The organism is Desulfovibrio sp. SGI.230 (assembly GCF_050313065.1).
Taxonomy (GTDB): domain Bacteria; phylum Desulfobacterota; class Desulfovibrionia; order Desulfovibrionales; family Desulfovibrionaceae; genus Desulfovibrio.
The window spans coordinates 1-21,239 of record NZ_JBNPKS010000015.1 but is presented as its reverse complement, the minus strand read 5'-3'; the positions used below and the strand labels follow the sequence as shown (position 1 = coordinate 21,239).

The window sequence follows — 21,239 nt, the reverse complement described above, 5'->3', positions numbered from 1 at the left end:
CATCATGGATCCTGTCACCCATGCCGCCAGCGGCGCCCTTGCCATGCTGGCCATGCCGCAGCGCCCCGCCACCCGCTGGGCCCTGCCCCTGGCAGCCTTCGCGGCTGCCTCGCCCGATCTGGACATCCTGGCCGCCAGCGGCCCCCTGCAGACCCTGCTGCTGCACCGCGGCATCACCCACGCCCTGGCGGCGGCACCGCTCATGGGCCTGCTGCTGGCCATCCTGGCCCGGCCCCTCTGGCGCTACGATACCCGCAACGCCTGGTCGTTCGGCGGGGTCTGGGCCTTCATGATGCTCATGGTCCTGCTGCATATCTGGCTCGATGCCCTGACCACTTACGGCACGCTGGTCTGGCTGCCCTTCTCCGGGGAGCGCCTGCGCCTCAATGCCGTCTATATCATCGACCTGCTCATGACCCTGCCCCTGCTCTGGGGCATCTGGCACGGCCTGCGGCAGGAGAAGAAGCGTGCCCAGGCCCAGGGGGCCATCCCCTTCCCCTTCCAGGATACGGCCTCGCTCACCGTCTCGGACGGCAAGCCCGGCGTCCGGCTGGCCCTGTTCTGGAGCATCCTCCTCTACCCGGCCCTGGCCCTGGGATGCCAGATCTGGCACACGCAGCAGATGCAGGCCTCCCTGGCCGCCCAGGGACGTGACATCCGCCAGCTGGTGGTGCTGCCCGATGCTTTCGCCCCCCTGTTCTGGCGGGCGCTCTATCTGGAAAAGCTGCCCGCCCGCCCCGCTGACGCCCCGGCCTGGCAGACGCAGCTCGATCCCCTGCTGCCCCCGGCGGACAGGCAGGAAGAGCTGGTGGTCCGCATCCAGGGGCTGGATGCCCTGGGCCGTCCCCATGGTCAGGAAGAGACCCGCGTGGCCGCGCCCTCCGGCCTGATGACCGCCCTGGCCCGTCAGTCCGTGGCCTGCCGGACTTTCGATCAGTTCCTGCTGCTGCCCGTCATCACGCCGCTGCCCGAAGGCCAGCGCACCACGGACATGCCCGGCGCCAGCCAGTGGCTGCTGCATGACGAGCGCTTCGGCTCGCAGCTGGAACTGGTACAGAAGATCATGGCCATGCGCCCCAATGCCGGCATCCCCTTCCAGCTCATGGTGCAGATGGAGCCCGGCAACATGGGCCCGCGCCTGTTGCAGGAGCGCCTCTATTTCTCCGACAGCCGCCGCGATTCCGGCTGGCAGGCCCCTCGTCGTCCGTCCCAGCCCGCCTTCCTGCCCTGGCTGGCCGGATTGCGTTAGGAGGGCGGATACGCCCTGATGACAAAGGAGCCTGCGGCCTCGGGGCCTGTTCCCATCGCGCTGCGACGAACGGACACGGCCCTGAGATACACCCGGCAGCCCCGTCCCTGCTTTGCACAGTGAACAAAAACGCGCCTCTTCCTTTTGGGATGAGGCGCGTTCCTTTTTTGTCCTGCAACGATTCGGATACGGGATACCAGCGCCGTCGGACGGCCCGGCATACGAAAACAGCCGGGGCAAGGCTGCTGCCTGCCACCGGCCGTCATCCCTGACCGGCACAAAAACTGCCCGGCCCCAGAAACAGGAAAAGGCTGGTATTTCTACCAGCCTTGCTTTCCATTGGTGCCGAAGGGGAGAGTCGAACTCCCACTCCGTTGCCAGAACTAGACCCTGAACCTAGCGTGTCTACCAATTCCACCACTTCGGCGCGAAAATCTGTCTACAGGATTCGCCCCCCGCTGGCAAGCTTTTTTTTCGATTTTTCCCATTTTTTTATTTTAACAAACAAAATCAGGATGATAAAAGGCAGCGCTCACAGGCTCTCGGAGACTGTTGCCCCTCCTGCAGGCAGAGGAAACGCAACACTCGCCGCCCTGCGGACAGCGGACGAGATGGCTGCCGTCCGCGGAACAGCCCCGCAAGCAGGCACAGGGGGCGTCCGGCCATGTACCATGACGGGATCTGCGCCATCCGGCGGGTGCCGCCTTTGCGGGAGATATGCTGGACGCGCGGGATGGAGGCGGACAAGAGCGGATGGCACCTGCCCTCCCCTTGCGCAGGCAGCCGATTTTTCGCAGACTGGCGGCCCGGCCAAGGCCGGAAAAACGCAAGGAACCCACATGCGCAGCACTGCCCCCCAGCCTTCCCGGCCCACGTTTTATCCTGTCCCTGCCCTCCGGCACGGGGAAAACGGCATCTCTTTCCGCCCCCAGCCCCGGAAGCAGCCGCTGTCCGGCTGTAGCCCTTCCCGCGCCGCTGCTGCGCTGGCGACGCTCTCCCCTATCTCGCCGGCAGCGGCCACGGGGACATCAGGAGCATGGCGATGAGCGCACTGGCCGCCTTCCTTCTCCTGCCCGCCGCCCTGCTGCTGGACCGACTGCTGGGGGAACCCCCGGCCCGCATCCATCCCGTCTGCGGCATGGGGGCCCTGGCCGCCATCATGGAACGTGTCTTCCGCCGCGGTCCCAACGGGCCACGCATGACACTGGCCGGTCTGGCGGCCTGTCTGGCCGTGGTCCTGCCGGTGGGCCTGCTGGCGGCACTGCCTGTCCGGCTTGCCGGAGAGATGCTCGGCGGCGCGGCCGCCTGGAGCGTCTGTGTGGTCGTGGTCTCCCTCTGTCTGGCGCCCCGCTGCCTGGACGAACACGCCCGCCGTGTGGCCCTGCCGCTGGAACAGGGCGATCTGGAGGCGGCCCGCCGGGCCGTGTCCATGCTGGTGGGACGCGACCCGCAACAGCTGGATGCCCACGGCGTGGCCCGGGCCTGCGTGGAGAGCGTGGGCGAGAACCTGACCGACGGCATCCTTTCCACCCTGTTCTGGGCGGCGGCGGGCCTGCTGCTGGCCGGACTGCCCGGGGCCGCTGCCCTGGCCGCCTGCCACCGTGCCGCCAACGTGCTGGATGCCATGTGGGGCAAGCTCAACGAGACCTATCGCTGCTTCGGCACAGCCGCCGCCCGCCTGGACGACGTGCTCAACTGGTGCCCGGCGCGGCTGGCCCTGCCCTGCATCGTGCTGGCCGCGGCCCTGCTGCCCGGCCTCGATGCCCGTGCCTGCCGCCGGGTGGGCTGGCGCGACCGCCATGCCCACGAGAGTCCCAATTCCGCCTGGAGCGAAGCCGCCTTTGCCGGGGCCTTGGGCCTGCGTCTGGGCGGCCCGGCCTGGTACGGCCCCCTGTACCGCGATCATCCCTGGCTGGGCGACGGCACCCCGCTGGCCACGGCCCGGCATATCCGGCAGGCCGTGCGCCTTATGTGGGGCTCCCTGCTGGTCTTCGCGACGCTGGCTTCCCTGCTGCCGGCGGCAGTGGCCTGCATCTGAGGACGACGACTTTTTTCCTTCAACCTCCAGCAAGGCGATACCGCATGTCCATCATCACCTCATTCCGCGCCGGTCTGGCCTTTTTTACCCGCATCCCCGTGGGCTCCGCCCCTCTGCCCCCCACGCTCTCCGGTGTGGTGGCCTGGCTGCCCGCCGTGGGCCTGCTGGTGGGCGCTCTGGCCGCTCTGGCCCTGCTGCTGGCTGCCCGGCTGGGCCTGCCCGCCGCGCTCTGCGGCATCGGGGCCGCCCTTGTCTGGACCGTCATCACCGGCGGGCTGCATCTGGACGGGGTCGCCGACTGCGGCGACGGCCTGCTGGTGGAGACCTCGCCCGAACGCCGTCTGACCATCATGAAGGATTCCCGCCTGGGCAGCTTCGGCGCCCTGGCCCTGTTCTTCGTCCTTTCCACCAAGGTCGCGGCGCTGGCGGCACTGGCCGGGACGGCGCCCCTGCATGCGCTGGGGGCCTGCTGCCTGGCCGGTCTGCTGGGCCGCTGCCAGGTCTTCGTGGGCATGCGTCTGCCCTCGGCCCGGCCCGGCGGTCTGGGCTCCATGATGCACGACGGCATGAAGCCCCGCTACGCCTATACGGCCCTCGGGCTCTGCCTTGCGGCCTGTCTCGTGATGGGACGGCATGGCCTCTACGGCCTGCTGGCGGCCGGACTGGTGGCCTTCCGGCTGTTGTCCGCGGCCCGCAAGCGCATCGGCGGCGTCACGGGCGACGTCTTCGGGGCCCTCATCGAGACCACGGAGTGCGCCGTGCTGGCGGTCTGCTGCCTGCCGTAAGGATATGACGACCGCCCCCTGAAGGAGGAAGCCCTATGGAAGATATTGACCTGACCCTGTTCCTGGGCGGGACCCGCAGCGGCAAGAGCGCGCTGGCCGAGGCCCTGGTCTCGGCAAAGGCCCGGGGGCCTGTCTGGTATCTGGCCACGGCCCGGCCCCTGGGAGACGATCCTGCCATGGCCGAACGCATCCGGCGCCACCGCAGCCGCCGCCCCGCCCACTGGCACACGCTGGAATGCCCCCGGCATCCGGGCCGGGAGCTGGCGCCCCTGCTGGCCGCACAGGCCGCGGATGCCCCCGTGCCCACCATCTTGCTGGACTGCGTGACCCTCTGGATGAGCAACATCCTGTTCGCGCTGGACGATCCGCAGGATGCGGCGGCCTTCGAGACCAGCCTCACGGAAGAAGTGGACGAATTGCTGCACACCATGCGGGCCTTCCCCTGCCGCTGGGTGCTGGTCTCCGGTGAGACCGGCCTCGGCGGCATACGGGCGGAACGTCTGGCCCGTGTTTTCGACGATGGCCTGGGCCTGGCCAACCAGATGCTTGCCGCACAGGCACGGGAGGCTTTCCTTGTGGTGGCCGGACGCTGCCTGCGGCTGGAAAAGCTGGAATTTTGAGCCCCGCCCTTCCGGGAGCCTGCAGCCGTCGTGCACAGTGCCGCTCCCGCTCCGTACGCCAAAACAGAAGACGCGCCCTTTCCTCCACGGGAAGAGCGCGTCTTTTTGTTTCCATGCTGCCGGCAACAGGCAAGCACGCTGTCTTCTGTTTCCAAGGAAGACAAGGGGGCATAAAAAAAGCCGGGGCAAGGCTGCTGCCTGCCACTGGCTGTCATCCCTGACCGGCACAAAAACTGCCCGGCCCCAGAAACAGGAAAAGGCTGGTATTTCTACCAGCCTTGCTTTCCATTGGTGCCGAAGGGGAGAGTCGAACTCCCACTCCGTTGCCAGAACTAGACCCTGAACCTAGCGTGTCTACCAATTCCACCACTTCGGCGCGGAGATGTATGTAGCGGATTTGCCTCTGCCTGGCAAGTGTTTTTTGCAAAAAAAATTTCCGGCCCGCCATTTTCCGCTCCCGGCCTGCCCGGCAGGCCCCGGCCGCCTTGCCTTGCGCCTGTCCATGCGCTACACAGCAAGGCACACTCTTAATGCAAGGATACGCCTCATGCAGGACAATTTTTCCCATCTGGACAAGGACGGCAACATCACCATGGTGGACGTGGGCGCCAAGCCCGACACCCAGCGTGTGGCCATTGCCGAAGCCATCGTGGAGCTTTCGCCCAATACCCTGAAACTGCTCAAGGAATGCGCCCTGCCCAAGGGCGACGTGCTGACCTGCGCCAAGGTGGGCGGCATCATGGCCGCCAAGCGCACCTCGGAACTGATCCCGCTCTGCCATCCCCTGAACCTGAACCTCGTGGACGTGCGCTTTGAGGTGCGCGACACCCCGCCCAGCGTGCGCATCGAGGCCGAGACCCGCACCACCGGCCCCACGGGCGTGGAGATGGAAGCCATCATCGCCGCCCAGACCGCCGCTGCTGTCATCTATGACATGTGCAAGGCCGTGCAGCGCGATATCGTCATCAGCCGCGTCCGTCTGCTGTTCAAGGACGGCGGCCGCAGCGGCGCCTTCCACGCCAAGCCCCTGGACTAAGACGGATGCAGTTCCCTGCCATCGATCCCGTGGCCTTCAGCATCGGCTCCCTGCAGCTGCGCTGGTACGGCCTCATGTATTTGCTGGCCTTTTTCGTGGGCTGGGGCCTGGCCCGCTGGCGGGCCTCCCGTCCCGGTTCCGGCTGGAAGACCGTGGATGTGGACGACCTGCTGACCTTCGTCATGCTGGGCGTCATCCTGGGCGCGCGCCTGGGCTATGTGCTCTTCTACGATCTGCCCGCCTACATCGACGACCCCGGCGAGATCCTGCGCATCTGGAACGGCGGCATGTCCTTCCACGGCGGCCTGCTGGGCGTGCTTTGCGCCTTCTGGTATTTCGCGCGCACCCGCAAGAAGTCCTTCCTCGAGGTCTCGGACTTCATCGCGCCGCTGGTGCCGCAGGGCCTGTTCTGGGGCCGCATGGGCAACTTCATCAACGGCGAGCTCTGGGGCAAGGTCAGCGACATGCCCTGGGCCATGGTCTTCCCCACCGGCGGGCCCTGGCCGCGCCACCCCTCGCAGCTCTATGAAGGCCTGCTGGAAGGGCTGGTGCTGTTCGTGGTGCTCTGGATCTTCTCCACCCGGCCGCGCAAGGCGGGCGCCGTCTCCGGTCTTTTCGCCCTGCTCTACGCCGTGTTCCGCTTTGGCGTGGAATTCGTGCGCGTGCCCGATGCCCAGCTGGGCTACCTGGCTTTCGGCTGGCTGACCATGGGCCAGCTGCTCTGCCTGCCGCTCATGGCCGCGGGCCTGTGGCTGCTGTGCCGCACGCCGCGGGAACGGGCCGCCGTGGAGCCCGCGACGGCTCCCCGCAAGGCCAAGAGCGCACGAAAGCGTTGACAGACCTTGTCTCTTCTGTGTAGATATTCGCCGCTTATCTGAATTTTTCTGGAGGAAATATGGCTAAAGAAGGTTCCATTGAAGTTGACGGCGTGGTGCAGGAAGCCCTGCCCAATGCCATGTTCCGTGTGGAGCTGGAAAACGGCCACGAAGTGCTGGCGCACATTTCCGGCAAGATGCGCAAGTTCTACATCCGCATCCTGCCCGGCGACCGCGTGAAGGTGGAGCTCTCTCCCTACGACCTGACCCGCGGCCGCATCACCTACCGCATGAAGTAGCCCGCACCCGCCCCGCCTTTTCAGCGCACCCCTGACTGTACTGACAGAGGTGCGCTTTTGTTGCGTCCTGTGGATGGCGGAGAAGTATCACCGTCCCTCCCGCAGCCGCACAGCCCCGCCCAGGCAAACATGGGAGCTCAGGAGAAATCGTCTTCCCCCTTTCCCTGCAACAGATACGAAAAAAGGACGCCGCAGCGTCCTTTTTTTGTTTCCTCCAAGAGTACAGCCTCCCCCTATCCGACCTGAGACGGGCCTGCCTTTTTCCTCTCACCCTCCCGCATCAAACGCGCGGAGTGACAGGAAGGCGCAAAGGAAAGGGGCTTTTTTTCGCGCTGCCCGGCCGCTGAAAGCAGTTCCTCCGGCCCCATACCCGTCGCGCCGAAGACAGCCGCGGGCAGCGGCGGCAGCGTGCGAAGATGTTCTCTCCCCTCTTGCTAGACCCAGCCCAGGGCCCGCAGCACCAGCATGCAGCACATGGCCATAAGACCGGCCAGGATATCGTCCAGCATGATGCCCCAGCCTGCGGGCAGCCAGTTTTCCGAGGCGTGCACGGGCCAGGGCTTCCAGATGTCGAACAGACGGAACAGGGCAAAGGCCCAGACCAGACCGGGCCACGACCACTGGCCCGCGCCCAGGGGCAGCAGGGCGATCCAGACGCCCACGAGCTCGTCGATGACCACTTCCCCGGGGTCGGTGCGCCCCAGCAGGGTCTCGGCACGGGTGGCGGCCAGACCGCCGGTCACGACGATCACGGCCAGAAAAAGCAGACGGCCCCAGAGCGGCAGGGGTAGAAAAAGCAACGGCGCCAGCAGGGCGGCCAGAGCCGAACCGGCCGTGCCCGGAGCCTTGGGCGAAAGCCCGGCGATGCCCAGACGGCAATAGGCCAGGATGCAGGTATTCCAGAATGACATATCTTTCCTCCACGGCTCCGCGATACAAGGGACACAGGGGCACAAAGGCATCCATCCTCAAAGCCGTCCACGGCACGGCGAATGCCTCACAGATGCCGACGTCCACGGCCACGCCCCCGAACACGGGCGGCCACGGCCATGGACGATAGCGGACTGAGCCCAAACGAACTCCCGAGCGGATGCCTTGCCTCGGCACCGGCACGGCGGTCTGTCGCGAACGGGATACCGCGCGGGCGACGCGCTCCAAAGCGCGGCTGTTCCTTCGCAGCTGTCTGACAGTCCGTGACGGCCTTGGCGCGTGTCCCGATGAGCTTTCCCTGCCTTCCGCCCCGACAGGAGCGGGCGTGCGGCACGACCCGGACAAAGCACTGTCGTACGAAAACGTGCCCCCCTGCCGGGCCTCACCTGTGACGGCGGAGCCTCGGGCAGTGTAGCGGCTCGGCCCCCGTCTGGCAACGCCCGCCCCTTGACGCCGCAGGAGCTGCCAGCTAAAAAGGAGCCCACGCCCGGATGGTGGAATTGGTAGACACAAGGGACTTAAAATCCCTCGGCCACCGGCTGTGCCGGTTCAAGCCCGGCTCCGGGTACCAGAACAAAAAAAGCCGTCGCAGACCTGTCTGCGGCGGCTTTTCCTTTTTCTCAAGCCCCCCATCCACCGGCAGGACAAGCCCGCAGCCGGGAGGGGAAGCCGGGCAGGCCCGGTCGTCTCTTCCGGGGGATCGTCCAGGCCGGAGCGGGGCCCGGCATCAATAAGAGATGGCCTCGAAAACGCCCTCCACCCGGCAGGTGCCGCCATGCAGATGCAAGATGCCGGAAAGGCTGTCCTGCATCTCCAGTACGGCCTCGTCCCGCAGGGCCAGCGTGGAGCAACGTGACGCGAAGAGCAGCGTCTCGGAGCCCGCCAGGCTGTAGATGCCCTCCTCTTCACGGGTGACGGTGACCTTATGGGTCCCCCACCGCAGACGCTTGCGGACATAGACCGTGTCCACGCTGCAACGCGTGCCGTCCATGAACACCAGTTCGCCAAAGAGGTCCGAGCGCAGCAGGGCTTTTTCCTGAAACGCCCGGACGGAACAGAACTTCGTCTTGATGAGGATGTCCCGGTCGAACGCGGCATAGAAATCGTCGCCAGTCCGGGTCACGGTGAGGGGATGCTGCCCGGCCGGGCAGGCAACAGCGGTCAGAAGCAGGAAGATCAGGGCCAAAAAGGTCCGTGTCATATCGTCTCCAGTAAGATGTTCCGGCGCCGCGGCATCTTCCCGTCCTCTTCCGGGACCTTCCCCATGCCGCCGGGGAACGGAGCAACGCCCGCTGTCCACCGGAAAAACGGACACGAAGGAAAAATGCATCAGAAGCATGGCGGGGCCGCCCCACAGGCAGCGCCTTTCCTGCGCTGAGTACGGGAAGCGCGGCGCAATGTCCAGCGCCCGGTACAGGCCCCGCCCACTGCCTCCGGGGATGTCCGCCACACACCGCCTGCGGAGACCCCTCCGGCTCGACCTTTGCGAGCCCCCGCGCTATACTGGCAGGGTGTCCGCGCAGTCTGCGGACGTTCCCTTCCTTTTCCGACCCGGGAGGTCTTTCATGGACGCCCTGCAATGCATCCTCACCCGCCGTTCCTGCCGCTCCTATGAGGACCGGCCCATCCCCAAAAAAGAGATCCTGGAGCTGCTGACCGTCGGCACCAAGGCCGCCACCGGCTCCGGCATGCAGCCCTGGGGTTTCGTGACCCTGGAGGGACGGGAAAAGATCGCCGCCCTTTCCGACGAGATCAAAGCCTGGCTCAAAGAGAACTTTGCGGACTTTCCCTGGCTGGCCCAGTACAGGGAATGGCTGGACAACCCCAATTACAACATCTTTTATGACGCCAACAACGTCATCTGCGTCTACGGGGACACGACCTCGCACTGGTACGTGTATGACGGCACCCTGTGCACGGCCAACATCATGCTGGCCGCCCACGCCAAGGGCATCGGTTCCTGCTGGATCGGCTTTGCCCAGGACTTCATGGACCGTCCGGAGATCAAGGCCCGCTACAAGGTACCGGAGCAGTGCCGCTTCGTCAGCGCCCTGAGCCTGGGGTACGCCAAGGGGCACCTGCCCGAAGCCCAGCGCAAGGAGCCGGTCATCTTCAACGGCTAGATCCCCGGGACGGGCAGCCGCCGGAGCAGACCGTCTGCAGGATGGCCTCCGCGCCATGACGGCGGCAACGCCGAAGCATCACCATGCCACGAGTCACCATCCTGCCGGGCGGCCCCGGCACGACCGGCAGACATCAGAACGTGAAAAGGCGGATCCACGGATCCGCCTTTTTTATCGTGTACCGGGGCAGGAGCGCAGCTCTTCAAAGGCAGCTCCGCCCCCGCCAGCCTATTGAGAGAAAGACCGGTCTAGGCCTTTTCCGCCGCAGGGCGCCCCTTGCGGCGCAGGGCCTGCCAACCTTCGTGCACCAGCACCAGCGACAACGCCAGCAGCAGCACGGCGATGACCAGTTGCAGGGCCGCCACGGCCCCGCCCGTCCCGGCCAGCAGGGCACGGCCCTGGGCCACGATGCCCAGCACCAGGGCGGAGAGCGTCACCAGCAGCATGAAGAGCATGGGCAGCAGGAACATGCCGTTGCGGCGGGCAAGGTTCTGGAGCCAGCAGGCCACGGCCAGCAGAGCCAGCGCGGCCAGCAGCTGGTTGGCCGCACCGAACAGGGGCCAGATCTTGGCATAACCGCCAAAGCCCAGGCTCATGCCCAGGCCCACGGTCACCAGCGTGGCCACATATTTGTTGACCAGCACGGCCCGCCAGCCGCGCACGTCCTTCACGCTCTGGCCCGGGGCCAGCCACAGTTCCTGGAACATGTAGCGCCCCAGACGGGTGGCCGTATCCAGCGAGGTCAGGCAGAAGGTGGACACGGCCAGGATGATGAGGCCGTAAGTGACGCCGCGGGCGCTCTCGCTGCCCAGGCCCACACAGGCCAGCATCTGCGACAGGCCGTCGGCCAGCACCTGGGTGGGCGTCTGGCTGGTGAAGGCATGGCCGTTCTGGGTGAAGATGTAGCCCACGGCGATGAGCGAGGCGATGCCCAGCGCGCTTTCGATGAGCATGGAGCCAAAGCCCACCAGGCGGGCGTCACGCTCGCTGCTCAACTGTTTGGACGTGGTGCCCGAGGCCACCAGCGAATGGAAGCCCGAGATGGCCCCGCAGGCCACGGTCACGAACAGGGCCGGGAAGAGATACTGGCCGTTGACCTCGAAGGAGGTGAAGGCGGGCAGCTCGATGACCGGATGCGCGGCGACGATGCCCACCACGGCGGCCAGCATCATGGCGTAGAGCAGGAAAGAGCTGAGGTAGTCGCGGGGCTGGAGCAGGATCCAGACGGGCGTCACCGAGGCCACGAGGATGTACAGGCCCAGCAGCCACATCCAGGTATCGTAGCCCGCGTAGAGGGGGAAGCGCAGGCCCAGGGCGATGACGCCCACGATTCCCGCCACGCCCAGCAGGGTGGCCCTGCCCAGGGGCATCTCGAAACGGTAGACCAGCAGGCCGAAGATCACGGCCAGCACGATGAACAGCAGGGAGATGGTGGCCGTGGAGCCGTTGACGTGGTTGTGGACCAGCGCGCCCGAGGCATCGGTCATGAATCCGTTGAAGGTGCCCGCCACGATGGAGGCGAAGGCCCCCACCACCAGCACCAGGGTCAGGAAGGAAAAGATGACGAACAGGCGCTTGGCCCGCAGACCGATGCTGCCGGCGATGACCTCGCCGATGGAGCGGCCCTTGTTGCGCAGGGAGGCGAACAGGGAGCCGAAGTCATGCACGCCGCCGAAGAAGATGCCGCCGACGACGACCCAGATGAAACAGGGCAGCCAGCCGAAGACGGCGGCCTGGATGGGGCCGTTGATGGGCCCGGCCCCGGCGATGGACGAAAAATGGTGGCCCAGCACCACCGGAGCCTTGGACGGCATGTAGTCCACGCCGTCGCGGAACTGGTGGGCCGGTGTGGGCCGGGAGGGATCGACGCCCCAGACCTTTTCCAGCCAGGCGCCGTAAACGAAATAGCCCAGCCCCAGCAGGGCCAGGCCGCCAAGGAGCAGATACAGGGAATTCATGATGCACGCTCTTGAGGAAAATGGGACGGGAACGCCCTGCGCGCCAGCGGCAGCAGGGTGGCCCGGGCTGCCTTGTTGCAGACGCAGGCGGCATCGGGGGGGACGGTGTCGCGCCACGGCGCGGAAGGCAGGATGAGGGCCAGCGCGCGCAGACGCATCCAGCCGCGCAGGCCCAGCCAGAAACTCTTGCAGACACGGCAGCGCTCCACGGCGGCCGCCGCATCCTGATGCCATGTCCGACAAAGGATGATGACGCTCACATACGAGGCCATATGCTCGTCGTGGGGCCGGATGCGCTCCTGCCCCCAGGCCAGGGCCCCGTCACGGATGCGCTCCCAGGCGGCCATGTCCAGCCGGGGCAGACAGTGGACCTGCACGTATTCGTGCGTCTCCGCCGCCCAGAGCGTGGCCTTGCGGTGCAGCACATAGGCCTCGTCACGACGGTGGAAGGCGCAGGTGGCGCGCAGGCTGCCGGGCCCGTCCTGCCGCTCCGCATCGAAGCTCGCGGCGGCCAGGGTCGCCAGCAGGGCGTCCAGCTGTCCGTCCGGGGCGCTCTCCTCCCCGGCGGGGCGGGACTGGTCCGCGCGGGTCCCCGCATCTGAAGGGGCATCCTTCTCCATGGCAAAAACTCCCGTCTCCCGGCTGTCCGCTGCCTGTGACGGGCAGACGACGTGCCGGGGACGCCGGGGACGGCCGCCCTGCCGGGCACCTCCCCGTCAACGGTATCAGGCCCTGTCCAGGGGCCAGGGTTCCACTGAAAAATCCAGGCTCTCGGCCATCTCGGCCAGGGCCCGGCGCAGGGCCTCTTCCCGGTGCGGCGAAAAGACCAGCTTGAGCAGGGCCGTGCGCGGCTCCAGCACGGTGAAATAGGCCGTGTTGTCATAGCCTTCCAGCAAAAAGCGGAACAGGGCCGTATCCTCCGCGGCCAGACGCACCAGCAGCCGGGCGCTGCGGGCCGGGGGCGGCAGGGGCGGCGCGGGCTTGCGCTGTTTGCGCAGGGCCGGGGGAAGATGGGCCTCCCGCAGGTGGAAGGGACAGTGCGGCCGGGACTCGTGTGCCATCAGTACCACCCCAGGTAGCGCATCAGGGCCACGAAGCCCATGGAAAAGGCGATGGTGCCGAAAAAGCTCTTGCTCCACCAGGCCACCAGCAGGGCCGGGATGGCCGTCATCAGGAAGAGGTTGTGATGCGTGGGCATGAACTCTCCCTGATAGATGAAGACGTCCGGGCCCAGCAGGGCCGCCATGACCGCCACGGGCACGAAGGAGAGCCAGTGGCGCAGCAGGTCGGGCAGGCTCTCGGCATGCAGATACATGACCGGCCCCACACGGGGGATGACCGTCACCAGCATGCAACCCACCAGGCAAAAAAGCAGTTCCGCGTGCTGCTGTATCCAGATCATGCCGCGTCCTCCTCTTTCTTTTCCGGCAGGGCGCTCTTGTTGCGGTGCAACAGGATCACGCCCAGCGTGGCGCCCAGCACCGTGGCCACCACCACGTTCCACTGGCCCATGCCGGCCAGCTTCAGGCTCAGGGAAAGGATGGCCGTCACGATGGCCACCAGCACATGCAGGCGGCTGACGCACTGCGGCACCAGCAGGGCCAGGAACATGGCCGTGAGGGCATAGTCCAGGCCCAGGGGCTTCACGTCATGGACGAGGCCGCCGCAGAACACGCCGATGACCGTCCCCAGTACCCACGAGGCGTGGGCTGTGAGGTTGCAGGTAAAGAGCGTGGCCGTGCACAGCTTCCAGCCGCGCTGGAAGGCCGTGATATGCACGCCGAAGGTCTCGTCCGTCATCTCGCAGCCGAACAGAAAGCGCTGCCAGCGCTTGAGCGGCGCCAGCGGCTCGGCCATGGCGGCGGACATGAGCAGATGGCGCAGGTTGACCACGAAGACCGCCACGATGACGGACATGGCCCCCACACCGGCTCCCCACAACCCCGCGCAGACGAACTGCCCGGAACCGGCGAAATGGAACACCGACATGGCCACCACCAGAGCGGGCGGGATGTTGCTCTTGACGGCCAGCACACCAAAGGCGAACGCCACCGGCACATAGCCCAGCACGATGGGCAGGGCCCGGCGCACACCATCCATATAGGGAGATGCCACAGCAGCCTCCTCTCCTGAAAATGTTTCAATCCACAGTCGCCCCGTCCGCCGACTGGCTCCGCGACCGACGGATGGGGGTCGCGCGGATCGCCCCTCCCTGAAGGAAGGAATTGCGGAAAAGGCTTCCATCGGCTTCGCCGTCTTGTCAAGCCGCTCTGTTCTCCCTGAAGGGGAAGGTCTCAAACCACAAAGAAATTTTTGATGAAAAGCGATCTGTTATCCCTTTTCCTCCCCCTTTGGCAAGGGTCCCCGGCATGAAAGAATGCCCCCTCCGGCCAGCGCGCCGGCACACGGACCGGCCGGAGACCCGGGCAGCGCGTCCCCCGGCCCGTCACCGCCGCTCTCCTTTTTGCGGACGGATCCCGTCATGCCGCCCTGCGCCCCCTGCTCTTGCCAACGCGGGACTTTTTCGGAACAATTTTTGTTTTCCAACCTTCAGTCTTTTACCGAGGCCGCATGTCCGCCCTGTCGTTCTTCGCTCCTCGCTCCCTGCCGCCGGATCTGGCGACCAAGACGCGCTCCCTGACCTGTCTTTCCCTGCTCTGCTTCGCCCTGGCCGACGTCCGCGACGGCCTGGGGCCCTTTCTGGGCATCTTCCTGCAAAGCCACGGCTGGACGCCGGACAGCATCGGCTACGTCATGACCATCGGCGGTCTGGCGGGCATGGCCGTCACCGCGCCCCTGGGCGCCCTGGCCGACGCCACCCGCCGCAAGCGCCTGCTGCTGGCCCTGGCCTCGCTGGGCATCGTGGCCGCCCTGGCCCTGATCTTCCTTTGCCAGCATCCCCTGCTGGTGGGCGGTGCCCAGATCGTCCAGGCCGTCTGCGCGGCCGCCATGGCCCCCACCATCAGCGGCCTGACCCTGGGGCTGGCGGGCCAGTCCCACCTGCCCGCCCAGCTGGGACGCAACGAGGCCTGGAACCACGCGGGCAACGGCCTTTCCGCCATGCTGGGCGGGGCCATCGGCTACTGGTACGGAGTGCCCGGCGTCTTCGTGGTCATGAGCGGCATGCTGCTCCTCAGCCTTTATGCCCTGCACGGCATCGCGCCCCGCGACATCGACCATGCCCAGGCGCGGGGGCTCGCCCCTGAAGCGGAACACGCCACGCCCGCACAGCGCGCGGCCCTCTGGCACGGCCCCGCGGCCCTGCCCGTGCTCTGCGTGGGGCTGGTCATGCTCTTTTTCCATCTGGGCAACGCCCACATGCTGCCCCTGCTGGGCCAGTCCGCCGTGGCCCGCTTCGCCATCAACGGCGCGGCCTATACCGCCGCCACCGTGGTCATCGCCCAGGGCACCATGATCCTCGTGGCCCTCTGGGCCGCCCGTCTGGCCCGCAGGCGCGGCTACGGCATCCTGCTCTGGTGCGCGCTGCTGGCCCTGCCCCTGCGCGGCTGCATCGCGGGCTTCTGGCACAGCCCGTGGAGCATCATCCCCGTCCAGATGCTGGACGGCGTGGGCGCGGGCATCCTGGGCGTGGTCACGCCCGGCCTTGCCGCCCGGCTGCTCAACGGCACCGGCCACGTCAACCTGGGCCTGGGCGTCATCATGACCCTGCAGGGCATCGGCGCTTCGTGCAGCGCCTCCTACGGCGGGCTGGTGGCCCATCTGCTGGGCTACGGCCCCGCCTTCCTGGCCCTGGCGGCCGCCCCCTGCGTGGCCCTGGGCATCCTGCTGGCGGGCGTGCGCCGGCTGCCGCGCCTGCACCACGCCCTGCAACCCCTGGAGGACGGCTAGCCCCGCGGCCCTCCCGGCGATGCATGTCGAGAGGAAAAGACAATGACACCTTTGCAGCAAACATGTTACTCCCCACATGTTGCTACAGGCCGCAGGCGATGCTATACAGCCATCCTTCACAAGCGGTTGCGCGGAACACATCATGCATGACAAGGAGGTCACACCATGAAAAAAGCTCTTGGTCCCGTCACCCTGGCCTACCCCATGCCGGCCTTTCTGGTGGCCGCCTATGATGAAGAAGGCAAAGCCAATATCATGACCGCCGCCTGGGGCGGCATCTGCTGCTCCAACCCGCCCTGCATCGCCGTCTCCGTGCGGCCCGAACGCTGGACGCACAAGGCCATCGTGGCGCGCAAGGCGTTCACGGTCTGCGTGCCCTCGGCGGCCCAGGCCGCCATGGTGGACTTTGCGGGCATGGTCTCCGGTGCCAGGGAGGACAAATTCTCCGCCACCGGCCTGACCGCCGTGCGCAGCAAGGTGGTGGATGCCCCCTATGTGGACGAGTGCCCGCTGGTGCTGGAATGCGAACTGCAGGCCACGCTGGAACTGGGCAGCCATACCCAGTTCGTGGGCCGCATCCTCAACGTGGGCATCGAGAGCGACTGCCTCAACGAAAGCGGCCAGCCCGACATGTACCGCATCGATCCCCTGCTCTACGACGGCGGTCAGAAACAGTACTGCCGCGTGGGCGAGCCGCTGGGCAAGGCCTTTTCCCTGGGCCGCCAGTACGGCCTGTAACATCCGAACGTCCGCGCCGTCCTCCGGGGCGGCGCTCAACACCTCTACGCTGGAGAACAGACGACAATGAGCGCTTCCAAAGTCTATTTCACCGACATGCGCTGCCCCGTGGGCACCGGCCTGCTGGACAAGCTGAAAAAACTGATCGAAAAGGCCGGCATCGACAGCATCGACATGGACAGCAAGTTCGTGGCCATCAAGATCCATTTCGGTGAGCCGGGCAACCTGTCCTTCCTGCGTCCCAACTTTGCCAAGGTGGTGGCCGACAAGGTGACCTCCCTGGGCGGGCGCCCCTTCCTGACCGACTGCAACACCCTGTATGTGGGCCGCCGCAAGCACGCCCTGGAACACCTGGCCGCCGCGCAGGAAAACGGCTTCTCGCCCCTGAGCACCGGCTGCCAGATGATCATCGCCGACGGCCTCAAGGGCACCGACGAGATGGAAGTGCCCCTGGAAGGCTGTGACCACTTCCAGAGCGCCTTCATCGGCCGCGCCATCATGGACGCCGACATCTTCATCAGCCTGACCCACTTCAAGGGCCACGAGCTGACCGGCTTCGGCGGCGCCATCAAGAACATCGGCATGGGCTGCGGCAGCCGTGCGGGCAAGATGGCCATGCACAGCATCGGCAAGCCCGGCATCGACGCCGAAAAGTGCCGCGGCTGCAAGACCTGTACGCACTACTGCGCCCAGTCGGCCATCAGCATCGGCGAAGACCACAAGGCCCGCATCGACCATGACCTGTGCGCCGGCTGCGGCCGCTGCATCGGCGTGTGCAACTTCGACGCCATCAGCAACACCTTCGACGCCGAGAGCACCATCCTCAACGAGCGCATGGCCGAATACACCAAGGCCGTCATCCAGAACCGCCCGCACTTCCATGTGAGCATCGTCAACCAGGTCTCGCCCTACTGCGACTGCCACGCCGAGAACGACGCCGCCGTGGTGCCCGACATCGGCATGTTCGCCGGCTTCGACCCCGTGGCCCTGGACCACGCCTGTATCGACGCGGTCAACGCCGCGCCCGCCATCAGCACCAGCGTGCTGGGCCAGTGCGCCCACGAGCACAACGACCACTTCACCGATATCCATCCCAAGACCAACTGGCGCAGCCAGATCGAGCATGCCCGGAAGATCGGCATCGGCAACGTGGATTACGAGCTGGTGACCGTGAAGTAAGGACGGCCCCCTGCCCCGCAGCCCGGGGACAGCTCATGCACAACAAAAAACGGCGTCTTTCGACGCCGTTTTTTTTATGGCCTTCCGTCCGGCCGCCATCCGTCCCCGCAAGGGACGTCTCAGCGGTAGAGCAGTTTTTTCCAGAAGAATTTGATGTTGCCGTCGGCACTGGGAGCGGGCTCCCAGCGCAGGATGGTGTCCGCCATCTTTTCCAGCCCCCGGCAGACCGGGCTTTCCGGCAGGCAGCGGCAGAAGGGCTGCTGGCGCACCACGGCCTCGTGCACGCCGGGGTCGCGGGGCAGCACACCGGCCAGATCCAAAGAGACCCCGCCCAGGAAGTGGTCGCAGACGTCCGTGAGCCGCACGAACATCTCGCGGGCGCTCTTCATGTCCTGCGCCATGTTCACGCAGACCTGGAAGCGGTCCACGCCGTGCTGCGTCTTCAGCACCTTGATCAGGGCATAGGCGTCCGTCAGGGAGGTGGGTTCCGGGGTCAGGACGAGGAGGCGTTCCTGCGCCGCCACATTGAAATAGAGCACGCTGTCGTTGATGCCCGCGCCCGTGTCCACGATGAGGAAATCCAGATCGTCCTCCAGCTCGTCCATGGCATCCAGCAGCTCCAGCTTCTGCCCCGGATTGAGCGCCAGCATCTCGCTGACACCCGACGAGGCGGGCAGGATGGAGAAGCCGTATTCCGTGGGCAGCAGGATGTCCCGCAGGGACGCCCCCTCATGGAACAGGTGGAAGATGTTCTTTTCGGGATGCAGGCCCAGCAGCACGTCCACGTTGGCCAGTCCCAGGTCGGCGTCCAGAAGCAGCACGCGCTTGCCGCGCGCCGCCAGGGTCAGGGCCAGATTGACCGAGATATTGGTCTTGCCCACGCCCCCCTTGCCCGAGGTGACGGAAAATACCAGAGGATAACTGCTGTTCATGCGCGCTCCAGATGTCAGGTCTTGCCGTTCTGTTATACCTACTTAAATCTATTCATAACTAGACAAATAGATTCAATGCTAACTTCCTGCTTCATCGAGGCCGGTTTCACTTTCTCCGAAAAGAAAGCCAGAGCCTTCCTCTCCACAGGCTTACACCGTGGAACTCACGGCATTGTTTCTTAAATTGATGGCAGCATTGACGTCACGATCATGGTATGTCCCGCATTCGGGGCATACCCAATGACGCATGGACAGAGGCAAGGCTTCCAGCCGGTGACCACAGTCGGAACATGTTTTGCTGCTGGCGAACCAGCGGTCGGCCACAACAACTGTCCCGCCATATATGCCGCTTTTATATTCCAGCTGCCGACGGAACTCATAAAAGGCGCCATCTGCTATGGATCTGGATAAACGTCTGTTTCTCAGCATCCCGCGTACATTCAGATCCTCGATGCCTATGATGGAGAACCTTCTGGCAAGCGATGTCGTAAGCTGGTGCAGTCCTTCCTGCCTGATATTGGCGATCCTGGCATGGAGCCTGGCGAGCTTCCGTCGTGCTTTTTCACGATTGTTCGACCCACGCGCTTTTCGCGAAAGACTTCGTGAGAGTCGCACGAGCCTTTTGACAAGCTTGCTGTAAGCTTTCGGCCCCTGTACCACTTCCCCGGTGGAGAGCGTCGCAAGGGCGGATACCCCAAGATCGACACCAACAGCTTCTTGGTTCTCGTTGTGCTGCTGTCGTCTGTCTTCCGTATCCACCGTGATGCTCACGAACCATCTGTCGGCCATGCGGGAAACAGTGATCGATACGAGCTTTCCTGAAAATCGCAAAGCCTCACGCATCCTGACCCATCCAAGCTTGGGGATCCGTATGCGTTTTCCCTGAACGGCGAACTGGTCATTGGAGATGCTGAACCTGTCGTGCACGCCCTTCTTCCTGAATTTCGGATAGGCGGCACGATGCGCGAAGAAGTTCTTGAAGGCTTCTCCAAGCTGGATGATCGCCAGTTGAGGGGCACACTTCGTCACCTCGAGCATCCAGGGGAAGCTTTCCTTTTTGATCTCGTTCAGCTGTTTGCGGAGGGAAAACTGGGAAGGCTTTGGAAGCGTGTCGTCTTCGCGCCATGCCCTGTACTGGATGCCCCATTGTTCAAGAGCCCAGTTATACGCGAACCGGGCAACACCAGTCGCACGCAGCATGTACGTCCGCTGATGATTGTTGAGGTCAAGGGCTATCTTGTGGGCCATCAGCACAGGGCATTATCCTCGACTGCTTTTTTGACGTCTTCAAGAAGCTTTTTGTTTTTATGGGATCGACTGCCGTAGAGCCGGGCGGAAAAGACCGTGATGATCTCCAGGACGTCTTTGGCAAGATCTTCTTCAAAAGAGCATTCCTCCCCCTGGTTGAGGATGACGACTTCAACATTTTTTGCTTCGCAGATGGCGAATACGAGCTCAGCACCGAATCTGAGCAGCCGGTCTTTATGGGTTATGACCAGCCGTCCGACATCCCCGGAAAGGATGGCATCCAATAGACGGCGCAATCCTTTTTTGTGGTAGTTCATTCCTGAACCGAGATCGGAAAGCAGCGTAAAGTTCCAGCCGTGTTGTGCACAGTAGAGTTCGAGCACCTGCTTCTGCCGCTCAAGATCTTCCCGCTGGTCATGACTGGAGACCCGGGCATAGGCAATGGTCGTACGGGTCGTATCTGCGATCGCCAGCTCGGGCTTGAGTTTTGTGATGTCATATCGACGGTGTTTGCCGGCTGTACGCTCGGGAACCAGTTTTCCGCTCTCTTCCCATCTGCGAAGGGTGGGAATGGATACTCCAAGCAATCGCGCTGCTTCACCTATTGTGCATAATCTGCTCATAAAGAGTATATTTACATATTTCTTATCATATTTCAAGCAATCAGTTTAAGCCCTGACAGAGTACGATATCTGCCTGTCCCGTCAAGAGCATGGGGCAGGCCCTGTCCGTGAGCAGGCATGCAGGAAAGCGGGCATGCCTGCAGCAACGGCCGCATGACAGAAGGATCTTCTGCCTAGGTCCTGTCCGTCTTGCAGCTTTCCTGCAGACGGTTGCAGCGCATGCCGTGGCGGGAAACAGTCAGGGCTGCCGTCGTGTCTTCTCCCGATGCACGGGCGTTCACGCGGGCCATCTCCTGTGACTGTTCCAGGCGGGCAAGCCGTTCGCCAAGATCGGCATTTTTTTGCCATAACAGCCTGTTTTCCCTGTTCAGATCCCGGCGCTCCGCTTCCAGCTGGTCCAGGCGCTCCTGCAACCAGCGGCAATGGGCCCGCAAGGCGTTGTTCTCTGCCTTGCAATCCTGGCCGGGCGCCATCTGGCAGGACAATTCTCCGGCCGTCCGGCTTCCGTCTTCCAGGGGGGCAGGTCTGTTTTCCGGCTGGCCGTCCTCATCAATGTTGTCCGGGGCATGCATGGCCCCGGCTCCAGACATCAGCCAGGATACATTGATTTTACATTTATTACAAATAGTTAAGATAACATCAGCATTGGGACAATTTTCCCCACGTTCATAACCGCCCAGAGCGCCCTTGCTGATGCCCAGCAGGCCGGCAAAAGCCTCCTGGGACATTCTGCCCCGTGCATGACGGATGCGTTCTCCAAGTTTCTGCATATGTTTTCATCCTTGACCCACCCCAAAAAGAATAGAAAATCAGCTGT

The 21,239-nt window shown here is 64.8% G+C and carries 23 protein-coding genes and 3 tRNA genes; 12 read left to right on the top strand and 14 right to left on the bottom strand.

The window, feature by feature from the left end; all coding sequences use genetic code 11:
* Nucleotides 1-4 precede the first annotated feature (4 nt).
* Entirely contained in the window at nt 5-1,249 is a 1,245-nt protein-coding gene (locus ACQRAG_RS10385) for a metal-dependent hydrolase (RefSeq protein ID WP_297230765.1), read from the top strand.
* Between the two features lie 340 nt (nt 1,250-1,589).
* Here ACQRAG_RS10385 and ACQRAG_RS10380 read toward each other — a convergent pair.
* Nucleotides 1,590-1,676, bottom strand: a tRNA-Leu gene (locus ACQRAG_RS10380).
* Nucleotides 1,677-2,291: 615 nt separating this feature from the next.
* On the opposite strand from ACQRAG_RS10380, the gene cbiB reads away from it, so the two are divergent.
* From cbiB to ACQRAG_RS10365, 3 genes are read left to right on the top strand one after another with little or no spacing between them, the layout of a single operon-like run.
* Nucleotides 2,292-3,287: an adenosylcobinamide-phosphate synthase CbiB gene (gene cbiB / locus ACQRAG_RS10375; protein ID WP_427804098.1), complete on the top strand. Its 996-nt coding sequence runs from the start codon at nt 2,292-2,294 to the stop codon at nt 3,285-3,287.
* A 44-nt stretch (nt 3,288-3,331) separates the two neighbouring features.
* Entirely contained in the window at nt 3,332-4,072 is a 741-nt protein-coding gene (gene cobS / locus ACQRAG_RS10370; RefSeq protein ID WP_168935855.1) for an adenosylcobinamide-GDP ribazoletransferase, read from the top strand.
* A gap of 35 nt (nt 4,073-4,107) precedes the next feature.
* Entirely contained in the window at nt 4,108-4,692 is a 585-nt protein-coding gene (locus tag ACQRAG_RS10365) for a bifunctional adenosylcobinamide kinase/adenosylcobinamide-phosphate guanylyltransferase (RefSeq protein ID WP_304026175.1), read from the top strand.
* A gap of 289 nt (nt 4,693-4,981) precedes the next feature.
* Here the strand turns inward: ACQRAG_RS10365 and ACQRAG_RS10360 are convergent.
* A tRNA-Leu gene (locus ACQRAG_RS10360) sits at nt 4,982-5,068 on the bottom strand.
* Between the two features lie 171 nt (nt 5,069-5,239).
* Between ACQRAG_RS10360 and moaC the strand changes: the two genes are divergently transcribed.
* Genes moaC through infA form a run of 3 tightly spaced genes read left to right on the top strand, consistent with a single transcriptional unit; the run spans nt 5,240 to nt 6,842 of the window.
* The gene (gene moaC / locus ACQRAG_RS10355) at nt 5,240-5,728 is read left to right on the top strand and encodes a cyclic pyranopterin monophosphate synthase MoaC (protein ID WP_168935853.1); all 489 of its coding nucleotides are present in this window, start codon (nt 5,240-5,242) and stop codon (nt 5,726-5,728) included.
* 5 nt (nt 5,729-5,733) lie between these two features.
* Nucleotides 5,734-6,564 (top strand): prolipoprotein diacylglyceryl transferase, encoded by an 831-nt coding sequence (gene lgt, locus ACQRAG_RS10350; RefSeq protein WP_419008775.1) that lies wholly within the window; start codon nt 5,734-5,736, stop codon nt 6,562-6,564.
* Between the two features lie 59 nt (nt 6,565-6,623).
* The gene (infA, locus tag ACQRAG_RS10345; protein ID WP_006008898.1) at nt 6,624-6,842 is read left to right on the top strand and encodes a translation initiation factor IF-1; all 219 of its coding nucleotides are present in this window, start codon (nt 6,624-6,626) and stop codon (nt 6,840-6,842) included.
* 434 nt (nt 6,843-7,276) lie between these two features.
* Here infA and ACQRAG_RS10340 read toward each other — a convergent pair whose 3' ends face one another.
* The gene (locus tag ACQRAG_RS10340; RefSeq protein ID WP_427804099.1) at nt 7,277-7,753 is read right to left on the bottom strand and encodes a phosphatidylglycerophosphatase A family protein; all 477 of its coding nucleotides are present in this window, start codon (nt 7,751-7,753) and stop codon (nt 7,277-7,279) included.
* Between the two features lie 504 nt (nt 7,754-8,257).
* Here ACQRAG_RS10340 and ACQRAG_RS10335 point away from each other — a divergent pair.
* Nucleotides 8,258-8,343: transfer RNA gene (locus ACQRAG_RS10335), tRNA-Leu, on the top strand.
* Between the two features lie 156 nt (nt 8,344-8,499).
* Here ACQRAG_RS10335 and ACQRAG_RS10330 read toward each other — a convergent pair.
* Nucleotides 8,500-8,973: a hypothetical protein gene (locus ACQRAG_RS10330; protein WP_427804100.1), complete on the bottom strand. Its 474-nt coding sequence runs from the start codon at nt 8,971-8,973 to the stop codon at nt 8,500-8,502.
* 364 nt (nt 8,974-9,337) lie between these two features.
* On the opposite strand from ACQRAG_RS10330, the gene ACQRAG_RS10325 reads away from it, so the two are divergent.
* Nucleotides 9,338-9,895 carry a nitroreductase family protein gene (locus ACQRAG_RS10325; RefSeq protein WP_168936147.1) on the top strand — a complete coding sequence of 186 codons (558 nt, stop codon included), beginning with the start codon at nt 9,338-9,340 and terminating at the stop codon, nt 9,893-9,895.
* A 248-nt stretch (nt 9,896-10,143) separates the two neighbouring features.
* Here ACQRAG_RS10325 and ACQRAG_RS10320 read toward each other — a convergent pair whose 3' ends face one another.
* The 5 genes from ACQRAG_RS10320 to ACQRAG_RS10300 form a co-directional block, all read right to left on the bottom strand.
* Nucleotides 10,144-11,853: a carbon starvation CstA family protein gene (locus ACQRAG_RS10320; RefSeq protein WP_289616462.1), complete on the bottom strand. Its 1,710-nt coding sequence runs from the start codon at nt 11,851-11,853 to the stop codon at nt 10,144-10,146.
* Entirely contained in the window at nt 11,850-12,473 is a 624-nt protein-coding gene (locus ACQRAG_RS10315; RefSeq protein ID WP_204675128.1) for a hypothetical protein, read from the bottom strand. Before ACQRAG_RS10315 ends, ACQRAG_RS10320 begins: the two co-directional genes overlap by 4 nt.
* Before the next feature lie 105 nt (nt 12,474-12,578).
* Nucleotides 12,579-12,914: a DUF4911 domain-containing protein gene (locus tag ACQRAG_RS10310; RefSeq protein WP_303876879.1), complete on the bottom strand. Its 336-nt coding sequence runs from the start codon at nt 12,912-12,914 to the stop codon at nt 12,579-12,581.
* The gene (locus ACQRAG_RS10305) at nt 12,914-13,255 is read right to left on the bottom strand and encodes an AzlD domain-containing protein (protein WP_006008850.1); all 342 of its coding nucleotides are present in this window, start codon (nt 13,253-13,255) and stop codon (nt 12,914-12,916) included. Before ACQRAG_RS10305 ends, ACQRAG_RS10310 begins: the two co-directional genes overlap by 1 nt.
* On the bottom strand, nt 13,252-13,968 hold the full coding sequence (locus tag ACQRAG_RS10300; protein WP_246118332.1) for an AzlC family ABC transporter permease: 717 nt from the start codon (nt 13,966-13,968) through the stop codon (nt 13,252-13,254). The genes ACQRAG_RS10305 and ACQRAG_RS10300 overlap by 4 nt, the downstream gene beginning before the upstream one ends.
* A 456-nt stretch (nt 13,969-14,424) precedes the next feature.
* On the opposite strand from ACQRAG_RS10300, the gene ACQRAG_RS10295 reads away from it, so the two are divergent.
* From ACQRAG_RS10295 to ACQRAG_RS10285, 3 genes are all read left to right on the top strand, one after another.
* Nucleotides 14,425-15,702, top strand: a complete 1,278-nt coding sequence (locus ACQRAG_RS10295) for an MFS transporter (RefSeq protein ID WP_303876878.1) — start codon at nt 14,425-14,427, stop codon at nt 15,700-15,702.
* 165 nt (nt 15,703-15,867) lie between these two features.
* A complete protein-coding gene (locus ACQRAG_RS10290) occupies nt 15,868-16,440 on the top strand; it encodes a flavin reductase family protein (RefSeq protein ID WP_204626015.1) in 573 nt (190 codons plus the stop codon).
* Between the two features lie 66 nt (nt 16,441-16,506).
* Nucleotides 16,507-17,619 (top strand): DUF362 domain-containing protein, encoded by a 1,113-nt coding sequence (locus ACQRAG_RS10285; protein ID WP_204626014.1) that lies wholly within the window; start codon nt 16,507-16,509, stop codon nt 17,617-17,619.
* Nucleotides 17,620-17,738: 119 nt separating this feature from the next.
* Here ACQRAG_RS10285 and ACQRAG_RS10280 read toward each other — a convergent pair whose 3' ends face one another.
* The 5 genes from ACQRAG_RS10280 to ACQRAG_RS10260 all read right to left on the bottom strand — a co-directional run.
* Nucleotides 17,739-18,551: a MinD/ParA family protein gene (locus tag ACQRAG_RS10280; protein ID WP_302260505.1), complete on the bottom strand. Its 813-nt coding sequence runs from the start codon at nt 18,549-18,551 to the stop codon at nt 17,739-17,741.
* Nucleotides 18,552-18,701: 150 nt separating this feature from the next.
* Complete coding sequence (locus ACQRAG_RS10275) at nt 18,702-19,799, bottom strand: RNA-guided endonuclease InsQ/TnpB family protein (protein WP_239463964.1); 1,098 nt, start codon at nt 19,797-19,799, stop codon at nt 18,702-18,704.
* On the bottom strand, nt 19,799-20,422 hold the full coding sequence (locus ACQRAG_RS10270; RefSeq protein WP_289616471.1) for an IS607 family transposase: 624 nt from the start codon (nt 20,420-20,422) through the stop codon (nt 19,799-19,801). Before ACQRAG_RS10270 ends, ACQRAG_RS10275 begins: the two co-directional genes overlap by 1 nt.
* A gap of 173 nt (nt 20,423-20,595) precedes the next feature.
* Nucleotides 20,596-21,123 carry a helix-turn-helix domain-containing protein gene (locus tag ACQRAG_RS10265; protein WP_427805318.1) on the bottom strand — a complete coding sequence of 176 codons (528 nt, stop codon included), beginning with the start codon at nt 21,121-21,123 and terminating at the stop codon, nt 20,596-20,598.
* On the bottom strand, nt 21,051-21,239 hold a 189-nt coding region (locus ACQRAG_RS10260; protein WP_427805319.1), incomplete at its 5' end, for a hypothetical protein. The genes ACQRAG_RS10265 and ACQRAG_RS10260, both read right to left, overlap by 73 nt.